Origin of the sequence: Marinibactrum halimedae (assembly GCF_021234875.1) — a bacterium.
Classification (GTDB): Bacteria; Pseudomonadota; Gammaproteobacteria; order Pseudomonadales; family Cellvibrionaceae; genus Marinibactrum; species Marinibactrum halimedae.
Map to the genome: position 1 here is coordinate 1 of NZ_JAJQVM010000018.1, position 25,347 is coordinate 25,347.

The following is a 25,347-nucleotide window of genomic DNA, read 5'->3' on the forward strand; positions in this document are numbered from 1 at the left end:
CGAAAGAAAGCTCAAGCAAAGCAAGCTTTTGCAACCGTGGTCGTACAACCCCATAAAGAACCCACACAGCCCCAGCCCTTGGACAAGCTCATCATAGAAATAGGCCAATGCAAAAGAAATTTAGCTTACGTGGAAAAACCAAAGTGAATGGCCAGTGGCAGCTCTTTTGTCTGGTGCATAATATGGAGAAGCTGGTAAATTATGGGAATCTTAAGCCCTAACGGCCCAAATTGCCGTCATTTCGACAAATTGACCGATTGAATAGCTTGTTTGTTGATCAGTTTGTAAAGTGGTGCCAGAATTTTAGTAGTGCTTGACTTTTTTGGCGCAAAAATAAACAAGTTTTGAGAGATGTAGGGGAAGTGTGATTTGGGTTTTTCTACAGTCTTTTTAGGTGAGGGGCAAGGTATGAGTCTTATTTCTAATTTTTGGACAATTCATCAGAGTAAGTTAACTGAGCTTCTGGAAAGCAGTAAGCCTCACGAAAAGAAAATTGGGAAACCGCCCATTTTACCTTTTATCAAACAGAAGTATGAAACAGTATATCCTTGGTATGAATATCTAGAAGCTAATGCACAGAAAGAAATAGAATACAACTATTCAGGTATGGTAATGACGGATTTTGATCTTATTCTGCGAGAGTCGTCCTCTTCAATATTTGATAAAGCTCTGCCGGAATCAGATCTATATTCGGGCTATTGTGGCGGTAGTGCTGCTATTGTAAATCATGAAATTGCCCAAAATATTTTAGACTGTATCTATAAACTAAGCCTTTCAGAAAGTGACGTTGTAGCATTTTACGACGCAGATGAAAAGCCTAGCGAATGGCGGTTTAAATCAGCAGACATTTTAAGTACCTCTGAGCACGTATGGTGTTGGCTTGGTAAAGTCACGGAAGAGAAACTCGGTATTTTAGTAATAGGTTAATTTGCGGGTAATCATATAATAGCTATATGATCGGAATTGTAAAAGAACAATAAAGTACAATGCCACTTATTTTAAATGGCACATTTCAATTTTCCATTCCATTTTTTTGCTGAATGCTTACGATAATTTCAGAATTTAGTTTGAATGACTGCACCAAACACCTATTGAAGGTCTGTTTCATTTGATATTAAATTATGAGAAAAATGACATAGAATTGTGAATACTTGCGGAAATGTGTCACATATAGTGTCAAGAGTTTATTAAAAGTTTAAGGCGGTGTCTTGCCGCAGGCTACTCACTCTTGATTGGAATGGTACTATAATGAATATCTTCCGAAGCTTAATGACGTTGTTTTCCGCAGGGGCTGTTGTTCTTTTGCTGCTGGTGGTTTTGCTGGCTGTTTCATTGGATTTTTCCAGCAATTTGCAATTGCGCTACGCCAATTGGCAGGCCAGTGTCAGTAAAGTTCAAAAGGATTTCGATTCACTCAATCAACAAGCCCAGCATTATAAGCTGAACGCCCCCAGAGACTTCGAAAGTTATAATCGTGATTTAGCGGTTTTTTATACGCAGTTTCAGGAGTTATTGGAGCAAATTGATAAAGAAATTTCCAATAGCGCCGTTTCTGCTCAGAACGTCAATACAAATTTTGGTGGCGATTTGTTGCTGTTACAATCTAACCCTTCATTAACTGAGGCGCTTACCGCTCAAGATGGGGTTGTTGCCGCTTGGAGCTCTTTTAGCCAAGCATTGAGGGATACGTTAGGCGACCCCAAAGAGCCTCGATTGGAATGGGGGGCAGAATATATCATTAAGGAACAACCAGAAATCGCCATATTGGCTGAGCAACTTCGCTCTGAGTTAGCTTTTGCTAAAGTGCAATCTCAACAATTGATAGAGAGAGGCTTATGGTGTTTATTAGGGTTGATAGGCATCTATATTGTTGCTGCGATTACGTTGATTGTGGTGAAAGTGATACGGCCGGTTGTGATTACGACGAAAGCTTGCGAGAAAATTGCGGCAGGGGATTATGGCCTTACTATTGATTTAAATGGCGCAGGTGAAACTCGACGTTTGCAACAAGCGTTTAATGAATTATCTGGTCGCTCTCAGTTAATTATGGATACGCTTGGGTACATTAGCCAGTTAGATAAAACAGACGATAAATTACAGGCAATTCTGAATAGTGGACAAAAAGCGCTCGCGCTGGGTTGGGTTGGTTTGATGAGGGTCGAACGAGAAAGCATTGTATTGACGCATTCAGCACCGAGTGCATTGCATAAACAGTTTCGCCACAAAGATTTCCCAACACAAAAAAGTTTAGGAAAAGCATTAAAACAAAGTTTTGATGAGGGGTGGTTTGAGTTAGATAACATGAGAGATCTTTCTCTGACTCGTTTTGATGAGCGTTTTTTGCGGGAACTACAACGTATTACAGTTGCGACACATTTAGTGGGTTATCCGTTTAAAGGAGAAAATAACCAATATTATGTGTTACTGTTTACCACTAGCCAGCTAGGGGGATTTAGTGCTCAGCAACTTCAGCTCATTCAAGCCCTTGGACGTTTGATGAGTGACTCTATTGCCTTGGATGAGCCTGTTGTTACAGCGCTTAGGCAGGCGGCTGTGTAATGGAATTTAATAAAATTGTATTATTTGGCAGATAAAAAGTGTTAGGTAATGGTTTCCAATATCTTGAACAGATAGTTTCGGAAGAGGAATTACATGCTTCTCGCAAAGCCAAAAAACCTTTTCAACGACGTATACTGCATCTAGAGTACAGCAGTTATGCATTACCTGAGGGCGTTTGTTGGTCATAGCCCTTCCTGCTACCTCCTAGGCCTATTTAAGCCGACTTTTCCCCTCCTATTCATTTTCTTGTTGTGCTGGATCAATATTGAGTATTGGCTCGTGTAGGAAGATAGTAAGAGAACGGCAGTCCGTTAGTTTGACAACAATGGTAAAATATCGATATTGATGTGGGGAAAATGAATTGTCCAGGTTGTTGAACGCTTGGATAGAGAGTAGAGAGGTATTTTATGGTTACACGGCGACAATTGGTTAAGAGTTCGGCTGCGCTGGCATTTATTGGTTTGGCTCAGAGTACATTGGGTAAAACACCTGGTAAAAGCACATTGAGTAAAACGCAGGCGTTGGATGCCAAAGGCCCTCCTTTACGTTCAGTGCAGGGTTATGGATCGCTTATTGCTGACCCGAATAAACTGTTAGACCTTCCTGCAGGTTTTCAGTATGACGTGATTTCGCAATTGGGCGATAAGATGGACGATGGTTTAACGGTGCCGAATCGGGCCGATGGTATGGGGTGTTTCGCATTGGATGAGCATCGTGTTGCGTTGGTGCGAAATCACGAGCTTGATCCATCCCATTTTTCGAAGATTTCAAAAGATTGGCAAACCTTTACCTCCGAACATGCGTTCGATTCCTTCCAGCATCGCTCTCAGTCGGATTCTGAATCTCATCAGAGGGTGGCGTTGCCCGGAGGAACAACCACCATTGTTTACAATACTAAGGATCAAAAACGAGAGAAGGAGTTTGTGAGTTTAACGGGCACGATTCGTAACTGTTCTGGTGGTGTTACGCCTTGGGGCTCTTGGCTGACTTGTGAGGAGTCGGTGGAGACATCAAAGACGACTAAAGGCAAGATTGGTAAGTCGCACGGTTATGTTTTTGAGGTGCCCGCCGATGCTTCTGGCCCGGTTAAACCGGTTCCGTTAAAAGCCATGGGTCGTTTTAATCATGAAGCAGTAGTGGTAGACCCTCGGACTGGCATTGCGTATTTGACGGAAGATCGAAATGACAGTTTATTGTATCGGTTTATCCCTAAAGAGAACGGAAAGTTGTCGTTAGGTGGCCAATTGCAAGCTTTGGTGATTAAAAATACCCCACAATTCGATACTCGCAATTGGTCTGTCGTTAAGATGGCGGTTTCTCAATGGTATGAAACCGAGTGGGTGGATTTGAGTAACCCAGAAAGCCCTGAAGATGATTTGCGCTTGCGTGGTTATCAAAAAGGTGCGGCGGTATTTGCGCGGGGAGAGGGCATTCATTGGGCCGATGATGAGCTGTACTTTTGTTGTACCAGTGGCGGGAAGAAAAAGCTTGGCCAAATTATGCGGTATAGGCCATCTAAATACGAAGGTAGCAATAATGAAGCGAAGGGGCCGGGGCAGCTTCAGTTGTTTTTGGAGAGTACCGATCCATCGTTATACAATTTTGGTGATAATTTAACAGTGACTCCCCAAAATCATCTTTTGGTCTGCGAAGATCAATACACGGACGTGGTCGATAACTACTTGCGTGGCGTAACGCCGAGCGGTGAGGTGTATGCCTTTGCACGATTGCATGAGCAAACGGAATTGGCTGGCGCGTGTTTTTCTCCTGATGGTTCTACGTTATTTGTGAATGTGTATTCTCCGGCAAAGACTTTGGCAATTCGTGGACCATGGGAAAAGTTTATGGTTTAACGTCTTGGTGCCGGTTAACACTAATGCCAATAGGGTTAGTGTTAACCGGCAGCGGTACTCGTCAGACTTCCATTTTATAGCCTGCCTCAGATGTAATCTCTTATCACACTTAAACCCTACTGAAACGGAATTATACCTGCAACTTTCATATCTGAATTCCAGTATAAACAAATAGGCAGTACTGCAGAGTAGATAGGTGATAAGCCTAATTTGGGGCGCATCTTCTTAAAACCCACGAATTTTGAAGTTTATGAAATTAGGGGCTGCCAGAGCTAAATTAAAAAAGCCACTCTTATACGTAAGAGCGGCGTCAATGGGGAGTTTTCTGTGGAAGCTACACATTGATTTGGTTTACGCAGGGGTGTAGGTATTCGGATTCAAGGGAGTCTATCAATGAGCTTAAAAGAATGGATATTCAATATATTAGTTGCTATCGATAAGTTGTGTAACACTTTATGCCGGGGCAGTCATGAAGTCACTGTCTCAGCCCGTATCGGGCATTTTGCTAATCTAGATGGCTTCAGATATCGAGCATACTGGAAGTTGTTAGAGTGGATAATAGACTTTTCGTTTTATCCAGTTGAAGGACCAGGTCACTGCATACAGGCACGAGATACGAATACGCACAAGAAATATGAATTGGGCAATGACATCATGCGAGGTGTATTCGCAATTGCGGTGATTATTGTCTGCACGCTCATATCCATAGTGACGTGGACGCTGTATGCGTTACGTTTGGTAAGGCCAGATTAGGGCCTGTCACCGTTAGTAGCTGTTCTTGTTTGTGCATTTTTGAGAATTAGCGCGTCACATGCACCGCCCGAAATCGTGCTCGATAACTATTGGGTGAGAAATTGGTTTTTCGTTTAAATAATCGAATGAATGAGCTAATGTCTTCATAGCCGACAGCATGGGTAATTTCTTCGATGGTTTTGTTGGTTTTAATTAATAGTTGACTGGCTGCATCCAGGCGCACTTCTTGTAGATAATTTAAAGGTGTGATGCCGGTGGCAAGTTTAAAGCGTCTAACCAGCGAACGATGAGATAAACTAAATTGCGTGCTCATTGCTACGATGGATATTTCATCGCTGTAGTGAGTTTCCATCCAGTGTTGTACCGCTAAAATAACGCGATCACTATGATGCTTTTTACTGGCCAAAGGGGTAAAAGAGCGTTGTGATGAGCGCTCTAGGTCGACCATAAAATATTTTGCTGTATCCATTGCGGTTTGGTGGTCGCAAAATAATTCAATTAAATATAATCCTAAATCAAACCAAGATGTTCCTCCTGCATCACATAAAATATTTCCGTCATGAATAAATAATTGGTCCGTTTGTAAATCAATATCCGGGTAACGAGCGCGAAATAAATTGGCATTGTTCCAAAATGTAGTGGCTTTTTTATTTTGTAATAGTCCTGCTTCAGCCAAGAAAAAGGAACCGTTGCTGTTACTGCCAATTAAACTGTTAGTTTGGTTGGCTTGTTGTAATGTGCGGATTAACCAGAGATTGTCTGCCAATGTTTGTTCTACATCCCCGGCGATGGTGGGGACCAGATAGATGTCACTGCTTTGGATATCGTTAATGCCACAGTGGGGGGTAATGGTCAGTTGGTTCATGGTGTTGACGGGTTTGCTGTCTTTACTGGCCAGTTGTATGCGAAAGCGAGGGGCGGACTCGTTCGGTCGAGCTCGTTGGTAGATGTGACCGGCGAAGTATAAGAGATCATTAATACTCATGACGGCTGCAGCCAATACGTAGTCGTAGACTAAAATTGTCACGTTAATCATGCTGATTCACCTTTCGTGAAAGAATAAGAACAGTATATGGCTAGGTTAACGAAGTGAAATGGCGTAAATCACCAATTTTATGTCTTTTGTTACAATTACACATCGTGCCGCAAGCTGCCAGAATTTTCTGTCTAATAACAATAATTTGATGTAACAACCGTTTAATAAGAGAGTTCGGGCATGAGTGAGATTAAAACCCATTACAGAACCTGTAATATCTGTGAAGCCATGTGTGGCATTGAAGTGAAATACCAAGGTGAAGAGGTGATTTCCATCAAGCCAGATAAGGAAGACCCCTTCAGCCGAGGACACATTTGCCCTAAAGCCGTTGCACTGCAAGATTTTTATCAAGACCCAGAGCGCCTGAAAAAACCTTTGCGTAAAAAGGGTGAGGGCTGGGAAGAAATCAGCTGGGTAGAAGCGTTTGACGAAATTGGCGCCAAAATGCGTCAAGTACAAACCCAGTATGGCTCAGACAGTGTCGGTATTTATTTGGGCAACCCGAATGCCCATAATTTTGGCAACGCAATTTTTTTACCGCAATTTTTTAAAGCCCTTGGCAGTAAGAGTCGCTTTAGCTCTGCCTCCGCAGATCAGTTACCCCATCATGTTGCGGCCAATTATATGTTTGGTGCTGGTATGGCCATTTCTGTTCCAGACATTAATCGCACTGATTTCATGTTGATCATCGGCGGTAATCCGGTGGTCTCCAATGGCAGCATGATGAGCGGCGCGGGTATGCCCGGTCGTATTAAAGATATTCAAAAACGCGGTGGACGAGTAGTGGTGGTAGATCCCCGTCGTACCGAGACGGCAAAAATCGCCAGTGACCATTATTTTATTCGGCCAGAAAAAGACGCTTTATTCTTGATGGCGATGATTCATACGGTGATCAAAGAAGGGCAGATTAAGCTAGGCCATCTTGCCGAGATGATCGATGGCGTTGAAGCGGTGGTGAGTGTCGCGGAACACTTTTCACCGGAAACGGTATCGGAAGCCGTGGGCATTATGGCTTCGGATATCCGCCAGTTAGCTTTAGATTTTGCGAACGCGCCGTCGGCGGTGTGTTATGGACGCATGGGGGTTTCAACGCAATCTTTTGGCGGTTTGTGTCAGTGGTTAATGTTGGTGCTGAATATTCTCACGGGCAATTTTGATCGCGAGGGTGGGGCGATGTTTCCGCAGCCGGCCTTTGATTTATTACGCACTGTGCAGCCCGGTAAACCGAGTTCTTATGGACGCTTTGAATCTCGTGTCAGCGACCTCCCGTTTTTTAATGGCGAATTTCCCATTGCCACCTTAGCCGATGAAATTGAAACAGAAGGTGAGGGCCAAATTAGAGCCATGTTCACCATTGCGGGCAACCCGGTGTTGTCGGCTCCCAACGGTGATCGGTTGGATAAGGCATTTGAGCAACTGGATTTTATGGTATCGGTGGACATTTACCTTAATGAAACCACCAAACACGCGGATATTATTTTACCGGCAACGACCGGGTTAGAAGTCGCCCATTACGATGTGTTTTTTAACAGTTTTGCCGTGAGCAATACCGCTAAATATTCTTCCCCCTTGTTTGAGAAAAAAGAATATCAAAAACACGATTGGGAGATTTTAAAAGGGTTAATCAGTGCGCTTACTGGCAAGCCCGATAATGGCATCACCCCTCAATCCATATTGGATGACACCTTACGCTCTGGGCATTACAAAAAACAGGGTATGAGCTTGCAAAGGCTATTGGATAATCCTCATGGTGTGGATTTGGGCCCGCTTCAACCTTGTATTAGTGAACGGCTGCGTACAGGAGATGGCAGAATTCAGTTGGCACCAGATATTTACCTACAAGATATTCCTCGTTTACAAGCGGCAATTAATGACGATGCCGAGATTAAAAAACAATTTCCTTTCGATATGATCAGTCGTCGTTTGGTCAGAAACCATAACACCTGGACTCATAATTCTTATCGATTAATTAAAGGAAAAAACCCTGTTACTTTACAATTGCATTCCAGTGATGCCAAAGCGCTGGGAGTGGAAGCGGGTCAAACAGTGATTGTGCGTTCTGCTACAGGCCAAGTTGATATCGAGGTGGAAATTAATGATGATATTTTTCCTGGTGTAGTGAGTATTCCTCAAGGGTGGGGGCACAATCATAAAAAGACGGCCATGAGTGTGGCGGCTAAACAACCTGGTATTAGCATTAATAGTTTAACGGATGATCGTCGAGTAGATCCGCTTACCGGAAATGCCGCGTTCAATGGTACGCCGGTTGCTATTGAGGTAGTAGAAGCTGAAATGACGACATTGGCCATTTAGCAAAGAGGCGCTGGGTTATGGGATATATAACGCCTTTATTGCCGTACTTGGCAGGTTGGTTATTGTTGATGTTTACGCCTCCATTTTTTGAATTGGGGTGGGTGAATGGGGTCGGACAATTGACCTTATTCGCGTTTGTGGTGTGCCTACCTGCCTGGAAAACAGGACGATTATCTTATGTAGATATCGGGTGGCCATTGGGGTTGGCTATTATTGGTTTAGTGGCTCTCTTGTTGGCTGAAGGAAATATCTTACGCCAATCTATCATTGGGTTGGTGTATGTCTTTATTGGTTTGCGCATGGGGTTGGTGGCCATCAAATTATGGCGATTGGGTGTATTTCAAAATGAATTTCCCCGTTATCAGTACCAGCGTTTGCGTTGGCAAGAAAAGGGCATCAAAAACATTCCCCTAATGATACAGGTGGAAGCCGTGTTGCAAGGGGTGGCGAATATGTCATTTCTGGCATTTCCGGCGTTTGTGATTGCCGTGAACCCTGTAAGCCAAATTCATATGTTGGAAATGTTTGGACTTTTGATTTGGGTGGGTGCTTTTGCTATGGAAACCATCGCGGACAATCAAAAACGTGTCTTTTTAAAGGAGATGAAAAAGCAGGGCTTAAAAAATCAGGTGTGCAATGTTGGCTTGTGGCGTTACAGTCGTCACCCCAACTATTTCGCAGAATGGATGGTATGGAACGCTTTAGTTATTGCCGCGTTGCCGTCATGGTGGGTGCTTCAAGCACAAATAAATACCGTGTTGTGGTTACTTATTGGCTTGGGGGTGCTTAATGCTTCGAGAGTGATGTATGTTACTTTGGTAGACTATACGGGCGCGAAACCTGCTGAATATTTTTCGGTTCAAAAGAGGCCAAAATACAAAACCTATCAACAAACCACCAACCAGTTCTTCCCAGGCCCCTTTAAATCTGCCAAATAAAAAATACCACTCTCATGAAGGGCTTTCATCGAGAGTGGTATAAGCTAGGCACTAAAAGCAAATTCAAATTTAACGTCAGAGAATATCGATCCTTTCTCAATGAATACATGGCAATCAATACTGCCCAGTCCTTGGGCGTAGTGAGTTAACTGGAGAGATAGCAACTCACAAATCCTGGTCTGATTGCTTGCGTTCATCGATTGCTGTATCGATGGAAATCATTATCGCTTTATTCCCGCAGCGGTGTACATAATCCTAGTGGCCACTTTTTATTTTTCCACGGTGTTTATGCCTAGTACTAAAGGTGTAGATAACGTGAAAACAGTCGATTGTTCGTACAGAAGAAAAGCATTTTATTAACCGGACACTCTTTCTTTAAGCGGACACTTTTTTGTCCGCCGGACACTTTTCTTTTGTTTTTCCTCCCAGTAAATCGGACACTTATTAAAAAATCTTTTTATATCAATGGCTTAGAGTTTTGGCATGGCTTTTGATTAGAATGGGATTGTTGACGAAAGTCATGGGTGTTTAACAATAAAATGAGGAAGTTATGTCCATTCGCGATACGTCCGCTCAGGACACTGTGATAACTCAAAAAAGTTCCAAGCGCTGGTGGCGTGTTGCTGGTGTGGCTTTGGTTGCCGTCTCTGTAATGTCCATCATTGGTATTGTTGGTTTCGATGCGGAGGCTTCGATTAATCGTACTAATCTGCGAACCGCTGTAGTGGAAAGGGGGTTGTTTGTCCGAGATGTGAATGTCACCGGTAGAGTTGTTGCCGCCAATGCGCCCAGAGTATATAGCGCTGCAAAAGGGACGGTGCATATTTTAAAACAACCGGGTGAAACCGTATTGGAAGGGGAAAAAATTGCAGCGCTCCATAGCCCTGAATTAGAAAATCAACTTCAGCAAGCCCAAACAGTACTACAAAGCGAGGAGTTGGAGTTATCTCGTTTGAAATTACAAGGTGAGCAACAAGCATTAAGTTTGAAAAAAAGTGCCGATATGGCTCGAGTGAATCATTTGGCTGCACAGCGAGAATTACGGCGAGCTCAGCAATCGTTTGCCATGAAAGTCATCTCTGATTTGGACTTTGCTAAGGCAAAAGACGATTTAACCACCGCTGAACTGGAGTTGGATAATGCTGAGCAAGAGCGTTCCCTTGCCCTACGAATGGCGGATTTTGAAGTAAAAACCAAACAAGTCGCTATTGCCCGACAACAATTAATTGTGAATGAACTTCAGCGAAAATTTGAACAGTTGGATATCGTCTCTCCGGTGGAGGGCATTATGGGTAATTGGTTGATTGAGCAAGATAGTTCGGTAGAAGAAAACACCGCATTGCTGGTAGTAGTGGATTTGAATGCGTTTGAAGGTGAGGTAGATATTCCTCAGTCTTACGCCAATGAGTTGGCTTCTGGTATGTCCGTCGCTATTCGCCTGGGTACTGAACATTTTTCAGGTGTTCTAAAATCGGTGTCTCCAGAGGTGGATGGTAATATCGTGCGCGGGCGTATTGCGTTTGAAGCTCCAGAGGGAATATCACTACGACAAAAGCAGAATTTATCCGTTCGTATTTTATTGGATGAAAAAGACAACGTGTTGTTTGTGAATCGAGGGCGTAATACGAATTCTCAAAATGAGATATATCGTGTGATTGACGGTATGGCCAAAAGACATCATGTTGAATTTGGAAGTCAGAGTATTAATCAAATTGAAGTGGTTTCGGGTCTGTCTTTGGGGGATGAAATTGTAATCTCCGATATGTCAGATTTTAATGGCCGCGAATTTGTTCGTATAAATAATTAATTTTTGCCTGAATGATTTTTTTAGAATATTACAATGTAGCTAACAATGCGGCTAAAAACAGGAGAGTTTTCGATGTTAAAAATGAAGGGTGTGAATAAAGTCTATACCACAGATATGATTGAAACACATGCGTTACGTGAGTTTGATCTTTCGGTTGAATCTGGTGAGTTTGTTACTGTGACGGGGCCATCGGGTTCGGGTAAAACCACGTTTTTAAATATTGCAGGATTATTGGAAACAGCAACCTCTGGTAGCTATGAATTAGATGGAGTTGATATTTTAGGGCTCAGTGACAGTCAGCGTTCGGTATTAAGAAATCAAAAAGTCGGGTTTATTTTTCAGGGGTTTAATTTAATTCCAGATTTAAACTTATTTGATAATGTGGATGTGCCTCTGCGTTATCGTGGCCTTTCGGCGAAAGAAAGAAAAGCACGTATTGAGGAAGCATTGGCGAGGGTGGGTTTAGCGGCCCGAGCCAAACACGTTCCTTCACAGCTTTCCGGTGGACAACAGCAGCGAGTTGCCATTGCGCGTGCACTGGCCGGAAAACCAAAATTCCTTTTGGCGGATGAGCCTACGGGTAACTTAGATTCCCTTATGGCACGACAGGTCATGGAATTACTGGAAGAAATTAATACTGAAGGCACAACGATTGTGATGGTGACTCATGATCCTGAATTGGCCGCTCGCTCGAAGAGAAATATCCAAATTGTGGATGGTCAGGTGTGTGATATGAATTCTTATTCAGTTTCGTCGACATCTATAGCCACACAGAAAGAATCCACATTGGCTTAATTTCATGATTTGATTTCAGAAATAAGGGGTGAACATGTTTGCATATTATATTCATTTAAGCCTACGGCAGCTGCGGGCTATGCCGGTATTGAATGGGTTTATCGCATTGGCCATTGCCTTAGGTATTGGTGTATCGATGACGATGATGACGCTCTACCAAGCATTGAGCCATAATCCGGCTGGAGATAAAAGCTCAGTGTTATTCAATGTGCAGTTGGCGGCTTATGGGGCCGAGCTGGAGACGTGGGGGGGGCATGATGGTTTGCCCGATCAAATTACGTATCAGGATGCCAAAAATTTACGAAATGCGGATTTACCGTTTAAAAGTTCACCGATGTATGCAATCGGTGAAGTAATAGAAAAGAGTACAGGTACAAAGCGGTTAAGTAATCACTATAAAGGGAGGTTTATCGATTCAGATTTTTTCTCTATGTTCGAATTGGAGTTTATTTATGGCCAGCCTTGGTCTTCTTCTGTTGATGAGCACCCAGAGCGTTTGATTGTGATTGATGAAAATCTTAATCAGTGGGCATTTAATGGCAAGAATAGTGTGGGAGAAACGTTACGCGTCAAAGAAAATCAATTTACCGTAGTGGGAGTGGTAAAAGAGTGGCGGCCTTTGCCTCAATTTCATCATCTAGGCAGTCGTAGCGCTTTTTCACGTAACTTTGATAATTATTTCTTACCCTTTAGCTTGGTGCCGGAGTTAGAGTTGTATGGTCAAGGAAGTATTAATGGTTGGAAGTCAGAATCCATTGTAGAGTTTAAGGACTTTCTTCAGTCAGAATTAATCTGGATGGCCTACTGGGTTGAGTTACCCACCAAAGATGCCGTGAGTGATTATCAAAATTTTCTATCAGCATACGTATCCGAACAACAATCTCTAGGGCGATTTACCCACCCACAAGCCCGTGGTCGTTTACGAGATGTTGCCGAATGGTTGTCCTACAAGGCCGTAGTCAATGAAGATAATCGAATTCTTGTTGGACTTAGTCTGTTGTTTTTGCTGGTGTGTATGGTCAATGCCGTTGCATTGTTGCTGGCAAAATTTATGCGAAAAGCAAACGAAGCTGGAGTACGTCGTGCGCTGGGAGCACGCAGAATCGATATTTTTCAGCAATTTTTATCGGATGTCTCTGTCTTGGGGGGTATTGGAGGTATTGCTGGGTTAATGCTTTCGGTACTGGGCTTATGGGCATTAAGAGTGCTATATCCAGAGTTTCAGAATATTGCCCACTTGGACTTCGGCATGGCTCTAGTTACCTTAGCCGTATCCATGGGAGCAGCCATTATTTCGGGAATATACCCCGCATATCGGGTATGTAAAGCACAGCCATCTCTATTTTTAAAAGCGCAATAGGGGGGAAGTATGACATCACCACAAGAATCATTAAGTATGAATAAGCAAGGCTTCAGTTGGTCTGTTGGCCCTATTTCTCGCAGTCTTCTTAAAAATCCGGTCAGCGCTATTCTGATTATTCTTCAGGTGGCGCTCACCTTATCCATTGTCAGTAATAGCTTATTTATTATTGATGCAAGAATTGAAAAAATGAATCGACCTACCGGTGTGGTAGAGGACGAACTTTTATTTGTTCACCCTTTGTATTTGGGTGAGAAACAAGATCGATTGTTTCAAAGAGATGAAGATTTAGCGGCACTGCGTGCTTTGCCTGGTGTGAAGTCAGTCATGCAAATAAATGCTTCACCATTAGGTGGTAGCAACAATAGTAATACCATTTGTGAGTCAGAAATAGAAAGTACATCGACTTGTCACACGGATGCCAGTTTATTTATGGGTGGGGGGAAAGTCATTCAGTCTTATGGATTAACCTTGCTTGAGGGGCGTGAATTTTTTGAAGAAGAAATCGAAGATGGCCGTTTAATGGGGGGGCTGAAAACCAGTACCTTGATTATTACCAAAGCATTAGCGGAGGCTTTATTCCCAGGTGAAAGTGCCATTGGGAAAGTGGTGTATATGTCTGAAAAGGCTCAAACCATTGTTGGAGTTGTGGAAAGATTACAGCGGCCGGGAGCATTAATTGATGACGATGAGTTTGAATTTTCTGCCATTTTACCGATGAAGCCGTCATCTTATGCGCCGCTTGTGGTTCGTGCAGAGGCTGAGTCGATACCTGAACTGGCGTCTACGGTAAAAAGCGTATTAGAAGCCGAGAATTCAGGGCGGCTCATTAATCATGTGATCACCATGAAAGAACAACGTAAACAAGGGTATGGCGATGATTTTGCTATGACATTAATTTTATCTCTAACGATTGTCTTATTGGTTATTGTGACGGCGTTGGGAATTACCGGCTTGGTGAGTTTTAGTGTTGGCAGCCGTACTAAGCAAATCGGCATTCGTCGGGCATTGGGTGCGCGCAAGGTGGATGTGTTATGTCATTTCTTATTAGAGAATGGCCTTATTGTTATCGTTGGTATTATATTGGGGTTTGCATTGTCTTATGTCTTGAATCAACAGTTGATGACATTCTATGAGCTGTCTAAGCTTGAGGGTGTTTTTGTGCTCGCTAGTGCTCTTTTGGTCTTGATGATTGCTCAATTGGCAACCTTCTTCCCGGCATTGAAAGCCAGTCGAATTTCACCCGCAATTGCGACACGTACCGTGTAGAGTGAAAATAAGCAGCCTATTGGGCTGCTTTTGCACAAATAAACATCGGTATATAAAACAAGCCTATAAAATAGGCATATAAAGCAGAGGTAAAAGGGTGAACAGTAATGGAGCGATTTCTTTGTGATACTGTTGGTTGATGATAATCCGGCTATATTAGAGGCGTTGAGCTTATTATTGGAAATTCATGGTTATGAAGTGTGTACCGCTTCAGGGCCTGAGTCTGCGCTTAAGCGGGTTCAGAGCCAGGAAATTCATTTAGTGATTTCAGATATGAATTTTCAATCTGAAACGACTTCTGGTCGTGAAGGGCGTCAATTATTCTATCAATTGAGAGAATTAAACCCGAATTTGCCTATTATTTTGATGACGGCTTGGGCAAATTTAGAAATGGCTGTGGAATTGGTCAAATCCGGTGCGGCGGATTATCTTTCGAAACCTTGGGAAGATCAAAAATTACTTATTGCTGTTCAAAATTTGTTATCGCTGGGTGAATTAAGTACAGAAAATCAGCGGTTACAACATGTGGAATCTCGCCGATTGGCCATGAAGTTTTCAACGGAAGCCAATTACGACCTCTGTAATACGGTTTTTTTGAGCCCGATGATGCAGCGAGTGGTGGATATGGCGGTGCATGTCGCTCCTGCGGATGTACCGGTGTTAATAACAGGCCCTAATGGTGCAGGTAAAGAAAAAATAGCCGAAATTATCCAAGCTAATTCACGTCGAAAAAGTCAGCCCTTTATTAAAGTGAATGTGGGTGCATTGCCGGCGGATTTACTGGAAGCAGAACTGTTTGGAGCAGAAAAGGGTGCATTTACCGGGAGTGATAAACGGAGAGTCGGTCGATTTGAAGCGGCTAACGGAGGTACTTTATTTCTTGATGAAATGGGAAATCTGTCCCTTGAGGGGCAGCATAAATTACTGCGAGTTTTGCAATCCGGTGAATTTGAGCGTGTTGGTAGCTCACAAACCCAAAAAGTGGATGTGAGAATTATTGCTGCAACCAATGAAAACCTACCAAAAGCGATTGCTGAGCAGCGGTTTCGAGAAGATTTATATTATCGCCTAAATGTCATTGAATTAAATGTTCCACCTTTAAAAGATCGCCCGGAAGATATATTGCCTTTGGCTGAATTTTTTCTATCTCAATCTTCTTCGGCACCGAAAGGCGCATCGGAGAAGTCTTCTGTGAACGCACCCGCTAAATCATTAAGTCGTCAAGCAATATTGAAAATGGAGGCATATCATTGGCCTGGAAATGTGCGAGAGCTACACAATTGCATACAACGAGCCTGTTTATTAAGCCAAGCCAATGAAATCTCCAGTGAGGACTTGGGGCTCACCTTATTGGAGTCACCTTCTTTTTGTGTTGACGGTATAACCAGAGAGGAGGCAAGCCATAATTCTCTTAAACGCAGCTCTGATAATGCTGCGTCTTCTAATCTCCATTTATCTTCTGGTCACAGTCCATCTAAAGACCTTTTATTTAAAGGCAATTTAGCTAAAGGTAATTCACCTAAAGTCAACTCAGCTAAAGGTAAATGCTCAAAAGAAGAAAAACAGGACGTGACACTTGAAGACATTCAACACGCCTTGGATCAAAATGGTGGGGTAGTGGCGCGTGCGGCACGCCAATTAGGGATTAGTCGCCAAGCGCTTTATCGTCGTCTCGCCAAATACGAAGGAGAGAGTGAGTGACTGCTTCTACATCCCTTCAGCGTCGCTTTGCGATCCTTTTTCTGGCCCTTTCTTTACTGTCATCGTTGATTACAGCCTTCATTTTTTTTACTTTTTCTGATCTCAGTATGGATTTATTCACCCGTCACTCTATGGTCTTGCTTATTGCGGCAATATCTTTTGGCATGTTGATCAGTTCTGTTTTAGGAGTATGGCTGGCGGGTATATTAAGCAAAAATATCAAAGCGCTTGAAGTGGCGTTATTTAATCTTAGTGATCAAAACTTCAGTGTGTCTCTTGCGCCACCGAGTCTCGGTGAATTTACCCGAGTTGTTGAGAAAATGAATGAAACCTTCTCTGAACTTCGAGTGGAGCGGCAAAGAATTTATCAAAAAGAGTTAATGCTCGATAAGCTAATGCAAAGTTCTCCCATGGCTGCTGTATTGGTGAACAGTAATGGCCGCGTGATTTACAGCAATCATGCTGCTAGTCGGTTACTGAATTCTGGTCAATCACTTAATGGTTGTGAATTTTTCGAAAGCTTAAAGTGTGTGCCAAGTGTTTTTTATGATTGTGTCAAAAATCAAAAAGAGACATTTTTTCAAGTGGGGTATGGGGATGAGCTTTGCTCTTATCACTACACAATGTCTCGCTTTGAATTGCAGGGGCAGAGGCATACTTTGCATTTGTTTAATGATATTTCGAGAGAGTTAAATCGACAAGAAGCCGCGACTTGGAAGAAAGTTATTAGAGTGATTACTCATGAGTTAAATAATTCGCTTGCACCGATTTCATCGATGGCCCATTCTGCCAAAGTGTTGGCGGATAAGCAGCGAATGGAAATGCTTCAAAAAGTACTGATCCGCATTGAGGATAATGTTAAAAATTTGCATGAGTTTATTCAAAAATACGCTGAATTTTCTCGTTTGCCTATTCCACAAAAAACCAATATCGATTGGCTTGCAATGATGGCTGTATTGCAAGAGCAGTACTCATTTTCGCTCACGGTAGAAGATGATTTACCTGAAATAAACGCTGATCCAATACAGATTCAGCAAGTTATGATTAACCTGTTAAAAAATGCCTATGAATCCTGTGCCGATGAAAGTTCGGTATCTGTAATTTTAAAAAATACTGGGAAGACCTTGCTCGATGTTAGTCAAGCTAACGGCAATGAGGTTGAGGCACAGGGCGGTGTTAAAGTGGAAGTGTTAGATAAGGGGCCAGGAATGACCGCAGATGTGATGAAAAATGCGTTAACGCCTTTTTATTCAACGAAGGCGCTGGGTTCTGGTATTGGCTTGGCTTTATGCAAGGAAATTATTGAGGCTCATGATGGGCGTTTACAGTTAGAGAACCGGCCAACGGGAGGGTTGGCCGTCTCTTTTACGCTATAGGCTTGCGCAACACTGCTTTTAAAAATTCCAACGAGCACCTAAGGACACATTGGATACATCATAGTCATCCGTTTCAGCCGGATTCATTTCCGTTAGCATATATTCAAATGACAAAGAAAAATTATCGCTTAGATGGGCAGTGGCGCCAGCACCTAGGCTAAGATCTGAGCCGCTGTTATCGATTTCAATACTTGACATAAAGTTGCCATCAATGGAGCGACTGTCTAATGAAGTTCGCCAGTGGGTAACGCCAGCTTTAGCAAATAATTCAAATGAATCAGATAGAGGCAAAATTCCTACCGCAGAGAGGTTAATCAATCTGACATCGATTTGGGCTTCTTCCTCAAAGTTTTCGTCAGAGAAAGAAGCTTCAAATTCACCTAGGTCAGAATAGGCAACCTCAACAGCAAAATAATCTGAGAATTTTTTTCCAAGGCTTAGAGTGAATGACGTCTCATCGTCGAATTCACTGATATCAATGCTGGATTGTCCAGCAGATAATCCGAAATACATGCCTTCTGCATGAGTGATACTGGTTGCCATTGCAATGGTTGCGGCCATCAATGCCTTTTTAAACATAGTCTTTTCCTTTCTTTAATGGTTTATTGCTTTTGAGTTCATGAACATGAATTCAATAGGGAGTAACAAGGGTCAACTCTGAACATAGAGTTTATCACTTTCTGGTTTTTATAGAGTCGGTATGACTACCGACGCTATAGAAATGGAGAATTATTGATTTCCGCCTTTCTTAATTTCTTCGGCAAGTGCTTTGGCTACCTCTTTAATGGCATACACTAGGCCAATTTCTTTTTGAGAGGGGTTTGTGCTAAAGCCCGCAATAGAGAAATTGCTTCTGACCTTGTCTGGGGTATCACCTACTTTGCGTTTGATCTCGATAATTGGAGTGTTTGAAGCAATATTGTGCATTGTGAAGGTGTCTACCGTGACACGGTATTTTTCGAAGCTGAACGTTCCCATGATGCTGGATGTTTTACCTGGGGCTAACAATGAGTCCATAAAGATAATGGAGTCTACATTCAAGCTTTTTATCAATTTATCTTTTTGAGCTTTGGTTAACTCACGCATTGGCTTTGCTGGGGCAATACCTTCGGTGGTGACACTACGGCCATTAATCAGTCGAGTTTTGGTTTTTCCTCGAGCAGATTGATATAATTCTTGGTAATAGGGGTTACCTTTCACGCTGTCAATTGAAAGCACTTGCCAACCCATCTCTTTGCCTAGTTGATCACCTAGTGCGATGTAGAATTTTTCACCAAGATTAGAGATGGACTCTTTTGATTTTGTCATATCCATAATTGCGCCTATGGATAATCCTTCACCTGAGGACATTTTGAAAGTGTCAAAACCCACGATAGCGACTCTATTAATACTATTAACTTGTTCTGTATTGATAGAGGCAGACATACAACCTGCTAATGTGAGTAGGCAAAGAATGGGTAATAGGTATTTCGAGTACATAAATTAATCTTCCTGAAGTGTGTGTATTGTTAATATAACGAATTAAATATTAATCCGGTATTTTTGGGCGTCTGATTTTAGAGTTTTTTGTCGTATCCTAAAATATAATTTAGAGACGAAAAAAAGAAGAAATGGCAAAAATTTGCAACTGTTTGATCCTATTTTTTTGGTTTACCATTGATAGTTAAGCCCGGCTGAGATCACTTGAAAGTTAACCAATCCTGGATTTTCCGAACGTGTTCGTTTGTGTGACCAGTTGCGATCTGATTCATAATGTTCGGCGCTTATATTTAATAGCCAATTCTGCCAGGTTTTTTGGACAGAAAGTGTGGTTGAGATAGAGCCAAACGCGGAGAGTCGATAATCACTGGAATGATGTTCTGTAGAGTCATCCGTGAAATAAATACTGTAGAAATCCGCCCGACTCTGGCTGTAAAGCCGAACATTCCCAGACACTTGCCATTCGTTAGGTAGGTTTTGATATAAACCGAGGTTAAATGTGTGGGCATCAATACCCCAGTCATCGGAAAAATAACGATAGTCCGCATGAAGGGTGGAGTTTGTATTGGCCAAATGATGGCGTAAGCGCAAAGATTGCGTGAATTGATCTCTTTTCTCCGGCCTTGAATCGGCAACGGGGGCATTACCGACCCAGACTAATTTATAGGGGTCAGATAAAAAACCTGCATTATGGGTATAACCTAAGTTGGCCTGAATCACCGTGTTTTTGCTTAAAATCTCTGTCCAGCCAATATGAGATTTAATGCTGCTTCGGTCATCGGATTCAATTCGATAAGAAAACTGATCTGTGTCAACGGGCTCTACCGTATCGTCAGAGTAACCGACACCGATGCTGAAGGTACGCATTTTATTCTTTGATTCAATATCAAAACTGGAACTGAGGGTGCGAGAAGTGTAGTCGTCTTCTTGGGAATAGGCGACGCCAATGGCCGTTTTGGTTCGCCCATTATAGATGCCAACCGTTGAGCTGATGTCGGTACGTTGTTCTTCAATGCTGGCACCGCTCATGACTTGGATCGCTTCTCCATCTGCTCCTGGGGCAATAAACCAGGGGCTGGCTCCCGAAAGCACTTCGTGACTGGTTTTAATCGAAAGATCAAGGTTGTCATTAATGCGGGTAGTCATATCCAGTTGACTGATGTCAATGGACATGCGACCGCCTTCACTAATATTCTCACCTACACTGTTAACGTAATTTTTTTGATCCCCTTCAACGTAACGGCTTTGCTGGAACGCAACGGTTGTTCCTTCTGTTGGCTCAATAGCAAGGCAATTATCCATTCCGGGTAAAGCCAATGCTGCTGCCGTTAACGCTGCTAGAGAATGAGAGGTGTTTTTTGTCCTGCTTTGTTTTTTATTTTTAGGTGCTGGATTATCCAATTTAGGCTGTTCAGAAAATGTGTTTTTAGCATATGAGTCATTCATGAGAGTACCAATTTTTATGTCCATTACATGGTTTTATCAAGGGGTAGGTCGTGCCTGCGTAATTGATTAATTACAACCGCAACCGCCTCCACCGCTTCCTTTTCCACCGCTTGCCGCTTCTTTACTGTAATAAATGTGATCATTCAGTGCAGCAGCTTGCTGGTTGACATCCCATGCCATTTCAGATTTGGCAAGATTGCCACGTTGCCATGGTTTCACTTCTTTAACGGAACAGCCTGTTGTGAACAGGGCAAAAAGCGTTAAGGTAAATGTAATTTTCAAAGATCGTTTGATTTTCATAATCCTTTTAATGCCTCTTTGATGTGATAACGAACCACCGATTTATCGTTGTCTTTCATGCCTTTATGGATAAGCCATATTTTTCCCTGAGCATCGATGATAAAACTGGTCGGCATGGCTTCTACGCCGTATTTTTGGGGCAGGTTACTGTCTGCTCCGGCGTACAAAATGGGATAGTTGGTGTTGATTTTTTTTAGGAAATCTTTTCCGTCTTCAGCGCTTTCATCCAGGTTAATTGCCAATATTTCAAAGGGTTTATTCGCGTGTTCTTTTTTTAAATCAGTGAAAAACGGTAAGCTTTTTCGACAGGGGCCACACCATGATGCCCAAAAATCCACAAGAACGATTTTCCCTTTATAGGAATCTAACGTAATTGAGGTGGATTGATGAATATCGGGTAATGTAAATTTGGGTGCTGTCTCGCCCACTTCAACGCCGTGGGTGTAAGGTAAAAAACAACTGCTCAATGCCAATAATATTGTCCGTATTTTTCTTTTTGAATAAAACATCGCATTAAGTCCCTTTTTGGATTTTTGCTTTGGTTTTTAAGGAAAGTGGTCTTTCCGTAGATGCGATGTATTTTTGAACAATATTGCGGGGTGATCAATTAGGCAAAAGGGTAAATTGGTACTAGATGATGGCCTAAGCCATTGGTTGTAGATGGGGCTTGCCCAACAGGCTTATGGTCTTCCTATTGTCCTCTGCATAGAATTTTATTAATTCAGTGTGGAATGGAATAGGTGCAGTATGCTGTCAAAAATTGGATTGAGCGTGACCTTCTTTAAATGTGTTTCCTTAGGAATAATTCTGGCCAGTCTGGTTGCTTGTGGCGGTATAGAGGATGATGTGCCTACGAGTTCATCATCGGATGTGACGCCTGAGGTAATACCGGAAGAGCAGCCAGAGATTGGACCGGAGGTTGAGATTTTTAATGGAAAGGACTTGGAAGGGTGGAGTACATCCGTACAGAGTGACGATATTACGCTTGCACAATCTGACATTTGGTCTGTGACTGAAAAGGGAGAAATTCAAGCAGTAACGGTTGATACCAGAAATAAGGGGCGCATAAACAGCAGCTTATCTACCCTCCGCGATGATTATCAAAACTACGAACTAACGTTCGAATATCAATTCACGGAATCCCACGCTTCCCTCGACAGTGGTGTCTGGTTGCTCGGTGGCCGTGATATGACCGAGCAAGGGGGAATTTATCCAGCCTCCATTCAATTACAGCTTAAGCCTGGCGAAGAAGGGGATTTATTATTGCAATCTGTGGGTATTCTTCCAGAACCAGGCTGCGAGAGCGTCTCTGGTGAGGCGGGAGAAATGGCTCGTGTTCTACGTAGGGTTGATCCAGCTGTTACCCCAACTGGGCGTTGGAATAAGGTAAAAATCATTAGTGAATTGACCGAATTTCAAGGCAGTACAATCAGTGTTTGGATTAATGATGTCTTCGTGAATAGAGGTATTTACGCAGACCATGAAAGGGGCCGAATTACGTTAGGGTATCATGGTTGGGGAATTAAATTTCGCCATTTAACGATGAAAAGTTATCGAGCTGGCGATAACACGCGTGGCAATGGTTGTATGGCTCCCCCGAATGATGGAATTCAAGAAGATGATAATGGTGGTAATACGGATCAAGAGCCTGTACCTGCCGATGAAGCTAAAGGCGATATTAACCGGGGGGCTGACCTTTATACCGAACAGTGTGTATCTTGCCATGGCGAGCAAGGGCGTGGTGGGCCCGGGCGATTTGGTGGGGTATTATTGAATTGTCAATCGTGTAATTCATTTGATGAATTAGCCGGAGTGATAAGAGAGACGATGCCAACAGGCGCTTCGGATTTATGTGGTGAAGAATGTTCCAATGATATTACTGCATTTATGTTTAATGATTACGAGCGAGTTGCCATTATAAATCCGGCTCCGACGCCAACTCCGGCTCCGACGCCAACTCCGGCTCCGACGCCAACTCCGTCTCCGACGCCAACTCCGTCTCCGACGCCAACTCCGGCTCCGACGCCGACGCCGGCTCCGACACCAACGCCGACACCAACGCCGCCCCCTGAATTTGGTGATATTAATCGTGGTGCAGGACTTTACAAGGCGCAATGTATCTCGTGTCATGGAGAAAAAGGTGAAGGGCCTTTACCGTTACAAGCATGCAAAACCTGTGGAAGTTTTGATGTGTTAGCGGAAAGAATTCGCGTTGATATGCCACCTGCAAATACAACTCAGTGTGATGCAGAATGCGCGGCGGATATTGCGATGTTTATTCTCAATGACTTTGATGTGGTAACCGACAACCCCGACCCCACTCCCCCAGACGACACTGAAAAAGTGTCTTTTGAGTTGAAGAGTTATCCAGAAACCCTAAGAAAATTTGCGTTATCTGTCATTGGTCGTGCTCCAACAGATTCTGAATATGCGCAGGCTCAAACCGAAGCTGGTTATGATCAGGTTGTTCTGAATATGATGAATGAATCAGAGTCTGGTTTTGCGCAATGGGTGAAGTTTACATTCAATGATGTGCTGTTAACCGATAAATTTCGAGAAGGCACTACACACAATGCCATTGAGATGCTTGATGTTCAGCGTAATTATTCCAGCGATATGCCGATTGAAGAAGACGGCCCAATGATTGATAAAGCGAACCCCTACTGTATACGTGGCTTAAGAAAGCGAGCCATCGCACAAGAGCCATTAGAATTGATTCGTTTTATCGCAGAGAACGATCGTCCTATCCAAGAAATATTGACGGCCAAATACAAAATGGTGAATAAATATTCACAGGATTATTATCGTGGGGTTCCACTGAATAATGATCGCAGTCAGCCGATACCGTTTAAAAGAAAATTATTTAATAAAGGATGGGATTGCTCGGGCTATCATAAGCCAGATTATAATAAACCGATTCAAGAAAATCTGGCGGATTACATCGCCATTAATGATTACCCAGAAGATCAACGTTGGTATCATGACCCTGATCATTTTATTCCGGTCATTATTCCGCAGTCCGTAACCGGTGTGGAAGGGCGACCAATGAAATACGTTTATGATCGAAATAAACCGTTGCCTTTGGCTGGTGTACTGACTTCAGAAATGTTTTTAGAGCGTTATCCCACCAATGACTCTAACCGTAATCGTACTCGTGCGGTAAATGTATTAAAGGCTTTTTTAGATATTGATATTGGTGCAAGTCAGGTAGACAGCTTTGACTCAGAGGGATATGAACATCCAGAATTGCAAGACCCAAATTGTACGGGTTGTCATGATGTACTCGATCCTGTGGCATCTTCTTTCCGAAATTGGACAGCAACCGGCGATTATTACCCGCTTACGTTTGAGTTTAATGTGGATTCTGGTCAAAGGAAGAGACATGTAGATCAATTCCCACTTTGGAAGGCCGAAGGAATTAAAGCGCCGGGTTTATATATACCCAATGTGTTCAATCAAGACGTTCCGGAATCAGAGCTTGAGACATCATTACAATGGCTGGCGAAAAGTATTGTCAGTAATGAGCGCCTTTATATAGCGGCCATTATTCGCACTTTATACAGTGGGTTGATCGGGGAATATGAAAACCCTGAGTATTATCGTGGTTTGTACGATCAGTTTAAACAAGAAGGCGTGAATACATCAGCAATCAAAAGTCTGGTATTAGCATTAAGTAAGCTCAATGATTACCGCATTGTCGGTGTAAAAGGGTTGAGTGAAAGTGGCCAAGAGCACGTTAATGTTAGGCCGGTTCGTAGATTGTCTCCTGAGCTGTTACAAAGAAAAATCGTGACGTTAATGTCAGTACCTTGGCCTGCGCTATTCAATAAAGAAACACAAGTGTTGGCCGGAGGAATGGATTCCGACTCTTATATAACTCGATCAACCACATTAAATGGGGTGTCAAGTGTGTTAATCGAAGGAATGGCAAATGAAATGACGTGCTCCAGTGTCGCTAATGATTTTATTAAGCCTCGTGATGATCGATTGTTGTTTCCTTTTGTGAACTTAAATACCACACCAACCAGCAGTGCTAATGAACTAGAAATCAAAAATAATATTGTCCATCTGCATAAATGGCTGTTAGGTGAGAATCTTACTGTGAATTCACCAGAAGTAGACGCAAGTTATGAACTTTTCTTGCAGGCATATCAATGGAGTGTGCAAAAAAACAACCGAAATCTACCTGGTCAATGTCAGGCTATTTATGACAAAAGTTGGGCCATGTATCGAGGAAAATATCGAGTGCCTTTGCCTGGTAACCGTCAAATCCAAAGAGACGATCATATGACCATAAAACCATGGATGGCAGTAGTGAATTATTTAATGCTGGATTATAAATTTATTTATGAATAAGCGTTC

Annotated in this window: 18 protein-coding genes and 1 pseudogene; 13 read left to right on the forward strand and 6 right to left on the reverse strand. The window is 42.7% G+C overall.

Annotated features, from left to right (window positions below):
* Positions 1–116: 116 nt before the first annotated feature.
* The 4 genes and pseudogenes from LU351_RS21045 to LU351_RS11475 form a co-directional block, all read left to right on the forward strand.
* A pseudogene (locus tag LU351_RS21045) lies at positions 117–221 on the forward strand (hypothetical protein); the annotation flags it as partial.
* 148 nt (positions 222–369) lie between these two features.
* A complete protein-coding gene (locus LU351_RS11465; protein WP_232594212.1) occupies positions 370–927 on the forward strand; it encodes a hypothetical protein in 558 nt (185 codons plus the stop codon).
* A gap of 321 nt (positions 928–1,248) precedes the next feature.
* The gene (locus LU351_RS11470; protein WP_232594213.1) at positions 1,249–2,559 is read left to right on the forward strand and encodes a methyl-accepting chemotaxis protein; all 1,311 of its coding nucleotides are present in this window, start codon (positions 1,249–1,251) and stop codon (positions 2,557–2,559) included.
* A gap of 407 nt (positions 2,560–2,966) precedes the next feature.
* Positions 2,967–4,412, forward strand: a complete 1,446-nt coding sequence (locus LU351_RS11475; RefSeq protein ID WP_232594214.1) for an alkaline phosphatase PhoX — start codon at positions 2,967–2,969, stop codon at positions 4,410–4,412.
* A 799-nt stretch (positions 4,413–5,211) separates the two neighbouring features.
* Here the strand turns inward: LU351_RS11475 and LU351_RS11480 are convergent.
* On the reverse strand, positions 5,212–6,201 hold the full coding sequence (locus LU351_RS11480) for a GlxA family transcriptional regulator (protein ID WP_232594215.1): 990 nt from the start codon (positions 6,199–6,201) through the stop codon (positions 5,212–5,214).
* A gap of 180 nt (positions 6,202–6,381) precedes the next feature.
* Between LU351_RS11480 and LU351_RS11485 the strand changes: the two genes are divergently transcribed.
* The 8 genes from LU351_RS11485 to LU351_RS20935 all read left to right on the forward strand — a co-directional run bounded on the left by LU351_RS11485 (position 6,382) and on the right by LU351_RS20935 (position 17,760).
* Positions 6,382–8,514 carry a molybdopterin-dependent oxidoreductase gene (locus LU351_RS11485; RefSeq protein ID WP_232594216.1) on the forward strand — a complete coding sequence of 711 codons (2,133 nt, stop codon included), beginning with the start codon at positions 6,382–6,384 and terminating at the stop codon, positions 8,512–8,514.
* 17 nt (positions 8,515–8,531) lie between these two features.
* Complete coding sequence (locus tag LU351_RS11490; RefSeq protein WP_232594217.1) at positions 8,532–9,452, forward strand: DUF1295 domain-containing protein; 921 nt, start codon at positions 8,532–8,534, stop codon at positions 9,450–9,452.
* A gap of 550 nt (positions 9,453–10,002) precedes the next feature.
* Positions 10,003–11,259, forward strand: coding sequence for an efflux RND transporter periplasmic adaptor subunit (locus LU351_RS11495; protein WP_232594218.1), 1,257 nt, complete (start codon positions 10,003–10,005; stop codon positions 11,257–11,259).
* Positions 11,260–11,331: 72 nt separating this feature from the next.
* On the forward strand, positions 11,332–12,054 hold the full coding sequence (locus LU351_RS11500; RefSeq protein ID WP_232594219.1) for an ABC transporter ATP-binding protein: 723 nt from the start codon (positions 11,332–11,334) through the stop codon (positions 12,052–12,054).
* Between the two features lie 34 nt (positions 12,055–12,088).
* Complete coding sequence (locus tag LU351_RS11505; protein WP_232594220.1) at positions 12,089–13,414, forward strand: ABC transporter permease; 1,326 nt, start codon at positions 12,089–12,091, stop codon at positions 13,412–13,414.
* 9 nt (positions 13,415–13,423) lie between these two features.
* Entirely contained in the window at positions 13,424–14,683 is a 1,260-nt protein-coding gene (locus tag LU351_RS11510; RefSeq protein WP_232594221.1) for an ABC transporter permease, read from the forward strand.
* 123 nt (positions 14,684–14,806) lie between these two features.
* Positions 14,807–16,384 (forward strand): sigma-54-dependent transcriptional regulator, encoded by a 1,578-nt coding sequence (locus LU351_RS11515; protein ID WP_232594222.1) that lies wholly within the window; start codon positions 14,807–14,809, stop codon positions 16,382–16,384.
* Positions 16,381–17,760, forward strand: coding sequence for a sensor histidine kinase (locus LU351_RS20935; RefSeq protein WP_232594223.1), 1,380 nt, complete (start codon positions 16,381–16,383; stop codon positions 17,758–17,760). Before LU351_RS11515 ends, LU351_RS20935 begins: the two co-directional genes overlap by 4 nt.
* 18 nt (positions 17,761–17,778) lie before the next feature.
* On the opposite strand, the gene LU351_RS11525 is transcribed toward LU351_RS20935, so the two are convergent.
* The 5 genes from LU351_RS11525 to LU351_RS11545 all read right to left on the reverse strand — a co-directional run bounded on the left by LU351_RS11525 (position 17,779) and on the right by LU351_RS11545 (position 21,494).
* Positions 17,779–18,339 (reverse strand): porin family protein, encoded by a 561-nt coding sequence (locus tag LU351_RS11525; protein WP_232594224.1) that lies wholly within the window; start codon positions 18,337–18,339, stop codon positions 17,779–17,781.
* 150 nt (positions 18,340–18,489) lie between these two features.
* Positions 18,490–19,185, reverse strand: coding sequence for a hypothetical protein (locus LU351_RS11530; protein ID WP_232594225.1), 696 nt, complete (start codon positions 19,183–19,185; stop codon positions 18,490–18,492).
* Between the two features lie 225 nt (positions 19,186–19,410).
* Positions 19,411–20,685: a DUF3570 domain-containing protein gene (locus LU351_RS11535; RefSeq protein WP_232594226.1), complete on the reverse strand. Its 1,275-nt coding sequence runs from the start codon at positions 20,683–20,685 to the stop codon at positions 19,411–19,413.
* A 66-nt stretch (positions 20,686–20,751) separates the two neighbouring features.
* Positions 20,752–20,985 (reverse strand): DUF4266 domain-containing protein, encoded by a 234-nt coding sequence (locus LU351_RS11540; protein ID WP_232594227.1) that lies wholly within the window; start codon positions 20,983–20,985, stop codon positions 20,752–20,754.
* Positions 20,982–21,494, reverse strand: coding sequence for a TlpA family protein disulfide reductase (locus LU351_RS11545; protein ID WP_232594228.1), 513 nt, complete (start codon positions 21,492–21,494; stop codon positions 20,982–20,984). Before LU351_RS11545 ends, LU351_RS11540 begins: the two co-directional genes overlap by 4 nt.
* 238 nt (positions 21,495–21,732) lie before the next feature.
* Between LU351_RS11545 and LU351_RS11550 the strand changes: the two genes are divergently transcribed.
* Positions 21,733–25,341: a 3-keto-alpha-glucoside-1,2-lyase-like domain-containing protein gene (locus LU351_RS11550; protein WP_232594229.1), complete on the forward strand. Its 3,609-nt coding sequence runs from the start codon at positions 21,733–21,735 to the stop codon at positions 25,339–25,341.
* The last annotated feature ends 6 nt before the right edge of the window (positions 25,342–25,347 follow it).

What these genes read in the sequence shown, in the direction of transcription:
- LU351_RS11470 (WP_232594213.1), top strand. Translation starts at nt 1,249, where the DNA reads ATGAATATCTTCCGAAGCTTAATGACGTTGTTTTCCGCAGGGGCTGTT.
- LU351_RS11475 (WP_232594214.1), top strand. Translation starts at nt 2,967, where the DNA reads ATGGTTACACGGCGACAATTGGTTAAGAGTTCGGCTGCGCTGGCATTT.
- LU351_RS11480 (WP_232594215.1), bottom strand. Translation starts at nt 6,201, where the DNA reads ATGATTAACGTGACAATTTTAGTCTACGACTACGTATTGGCTGCAGCC.
- LU351_RS11485 (WP_232594216.1), top strand. Translation starts at nt 6,382, where the DNA reads ATGAGTGAGATTAAAACCCATTACAGAACCTGTAATATCTGTGAAGCC.
- LU351_RS11490 (WP_232594217.1), top strand. Translation starts at nt 8,532, where the DNA reads ATGGGATATATAACGCCTTTATTGCCGTACTTGGCAGGTTGGTTATTG.
- LU351_RS11495 (WP_232594218.1), top strand. Translation starts at nt 10,003, where the DNA reads ATGTCCATTCGCGATACGTCCGCTCAGGACACTGTGATAACTCAAAAA.
- LU351_RS11500 (WP_232594219.1), top strand. Translation starts at nt 11,332, where the DNA reads ATGTTAAAAATGAAGGGTGTGAATAAAGTCTATACCACAGATATGATT.
- LU351_RS11505 (WP_232594220.1), top strand. Translation starts at nt 12,089, where the DNA reads ATGTTTGCATATTATATTCATTTAAGCCTACGGCAGCTGCGGGCTATG.
- LU351_RS11510 (WP_232594221.1), top strand. Translation starts at nt 13,424, where the DNA reads ATGACATCACCACAAGAATCATTAAGTATGAATAAGCAAGGCTTCAGT.
- LU351_RS11525 (WP_232594224.1), bottom strand. Translation starts at nt 18,339, where the DNA reads ATGTTTAAAAAGGCATTGATGGCCGCAACCATTGCAATGGCAACCAGT.
- LU351_RS11530 (WP_232594225.1), bottom strand. Translation starts at nt 19,185, where the DNA reads ATGTCTGCCTCTATCAATACAGAACAAGTTAATAGTATTAATAGAGTC.
- LU351_RS11535 (WP_232594226.1), bottom strand. Translation starts at nt 20,685, where the DNA reads ATGAATGACTCATATGCTAAAAACACATTTTCTGAACAGCCTAAATTG.
- LU351_RS11540 (WP_232594227.1), bottom strand. Translation starts at nt 20,985, where the DNA reads ATGAAAATCAAACGATCTTTGAAAATTACATTTACCTTAACGCTTTTT.
- LU351_RS11545 (WP_232594228.1), bottom strand. Translation starts at nt 21,494, where the DNA reads ATGTTTTATTCAAAAAGAAAAATACGGACAATATTATTGGCATTGAGC.
- LU351_RS11550 (WP_232594229.1), top strand. Translation starts at nt 21,733, where the DNA reads ATGCTGTCAAAAATTGGATTGAGCGTGACCTTCTTTAAATGTGTTTCC.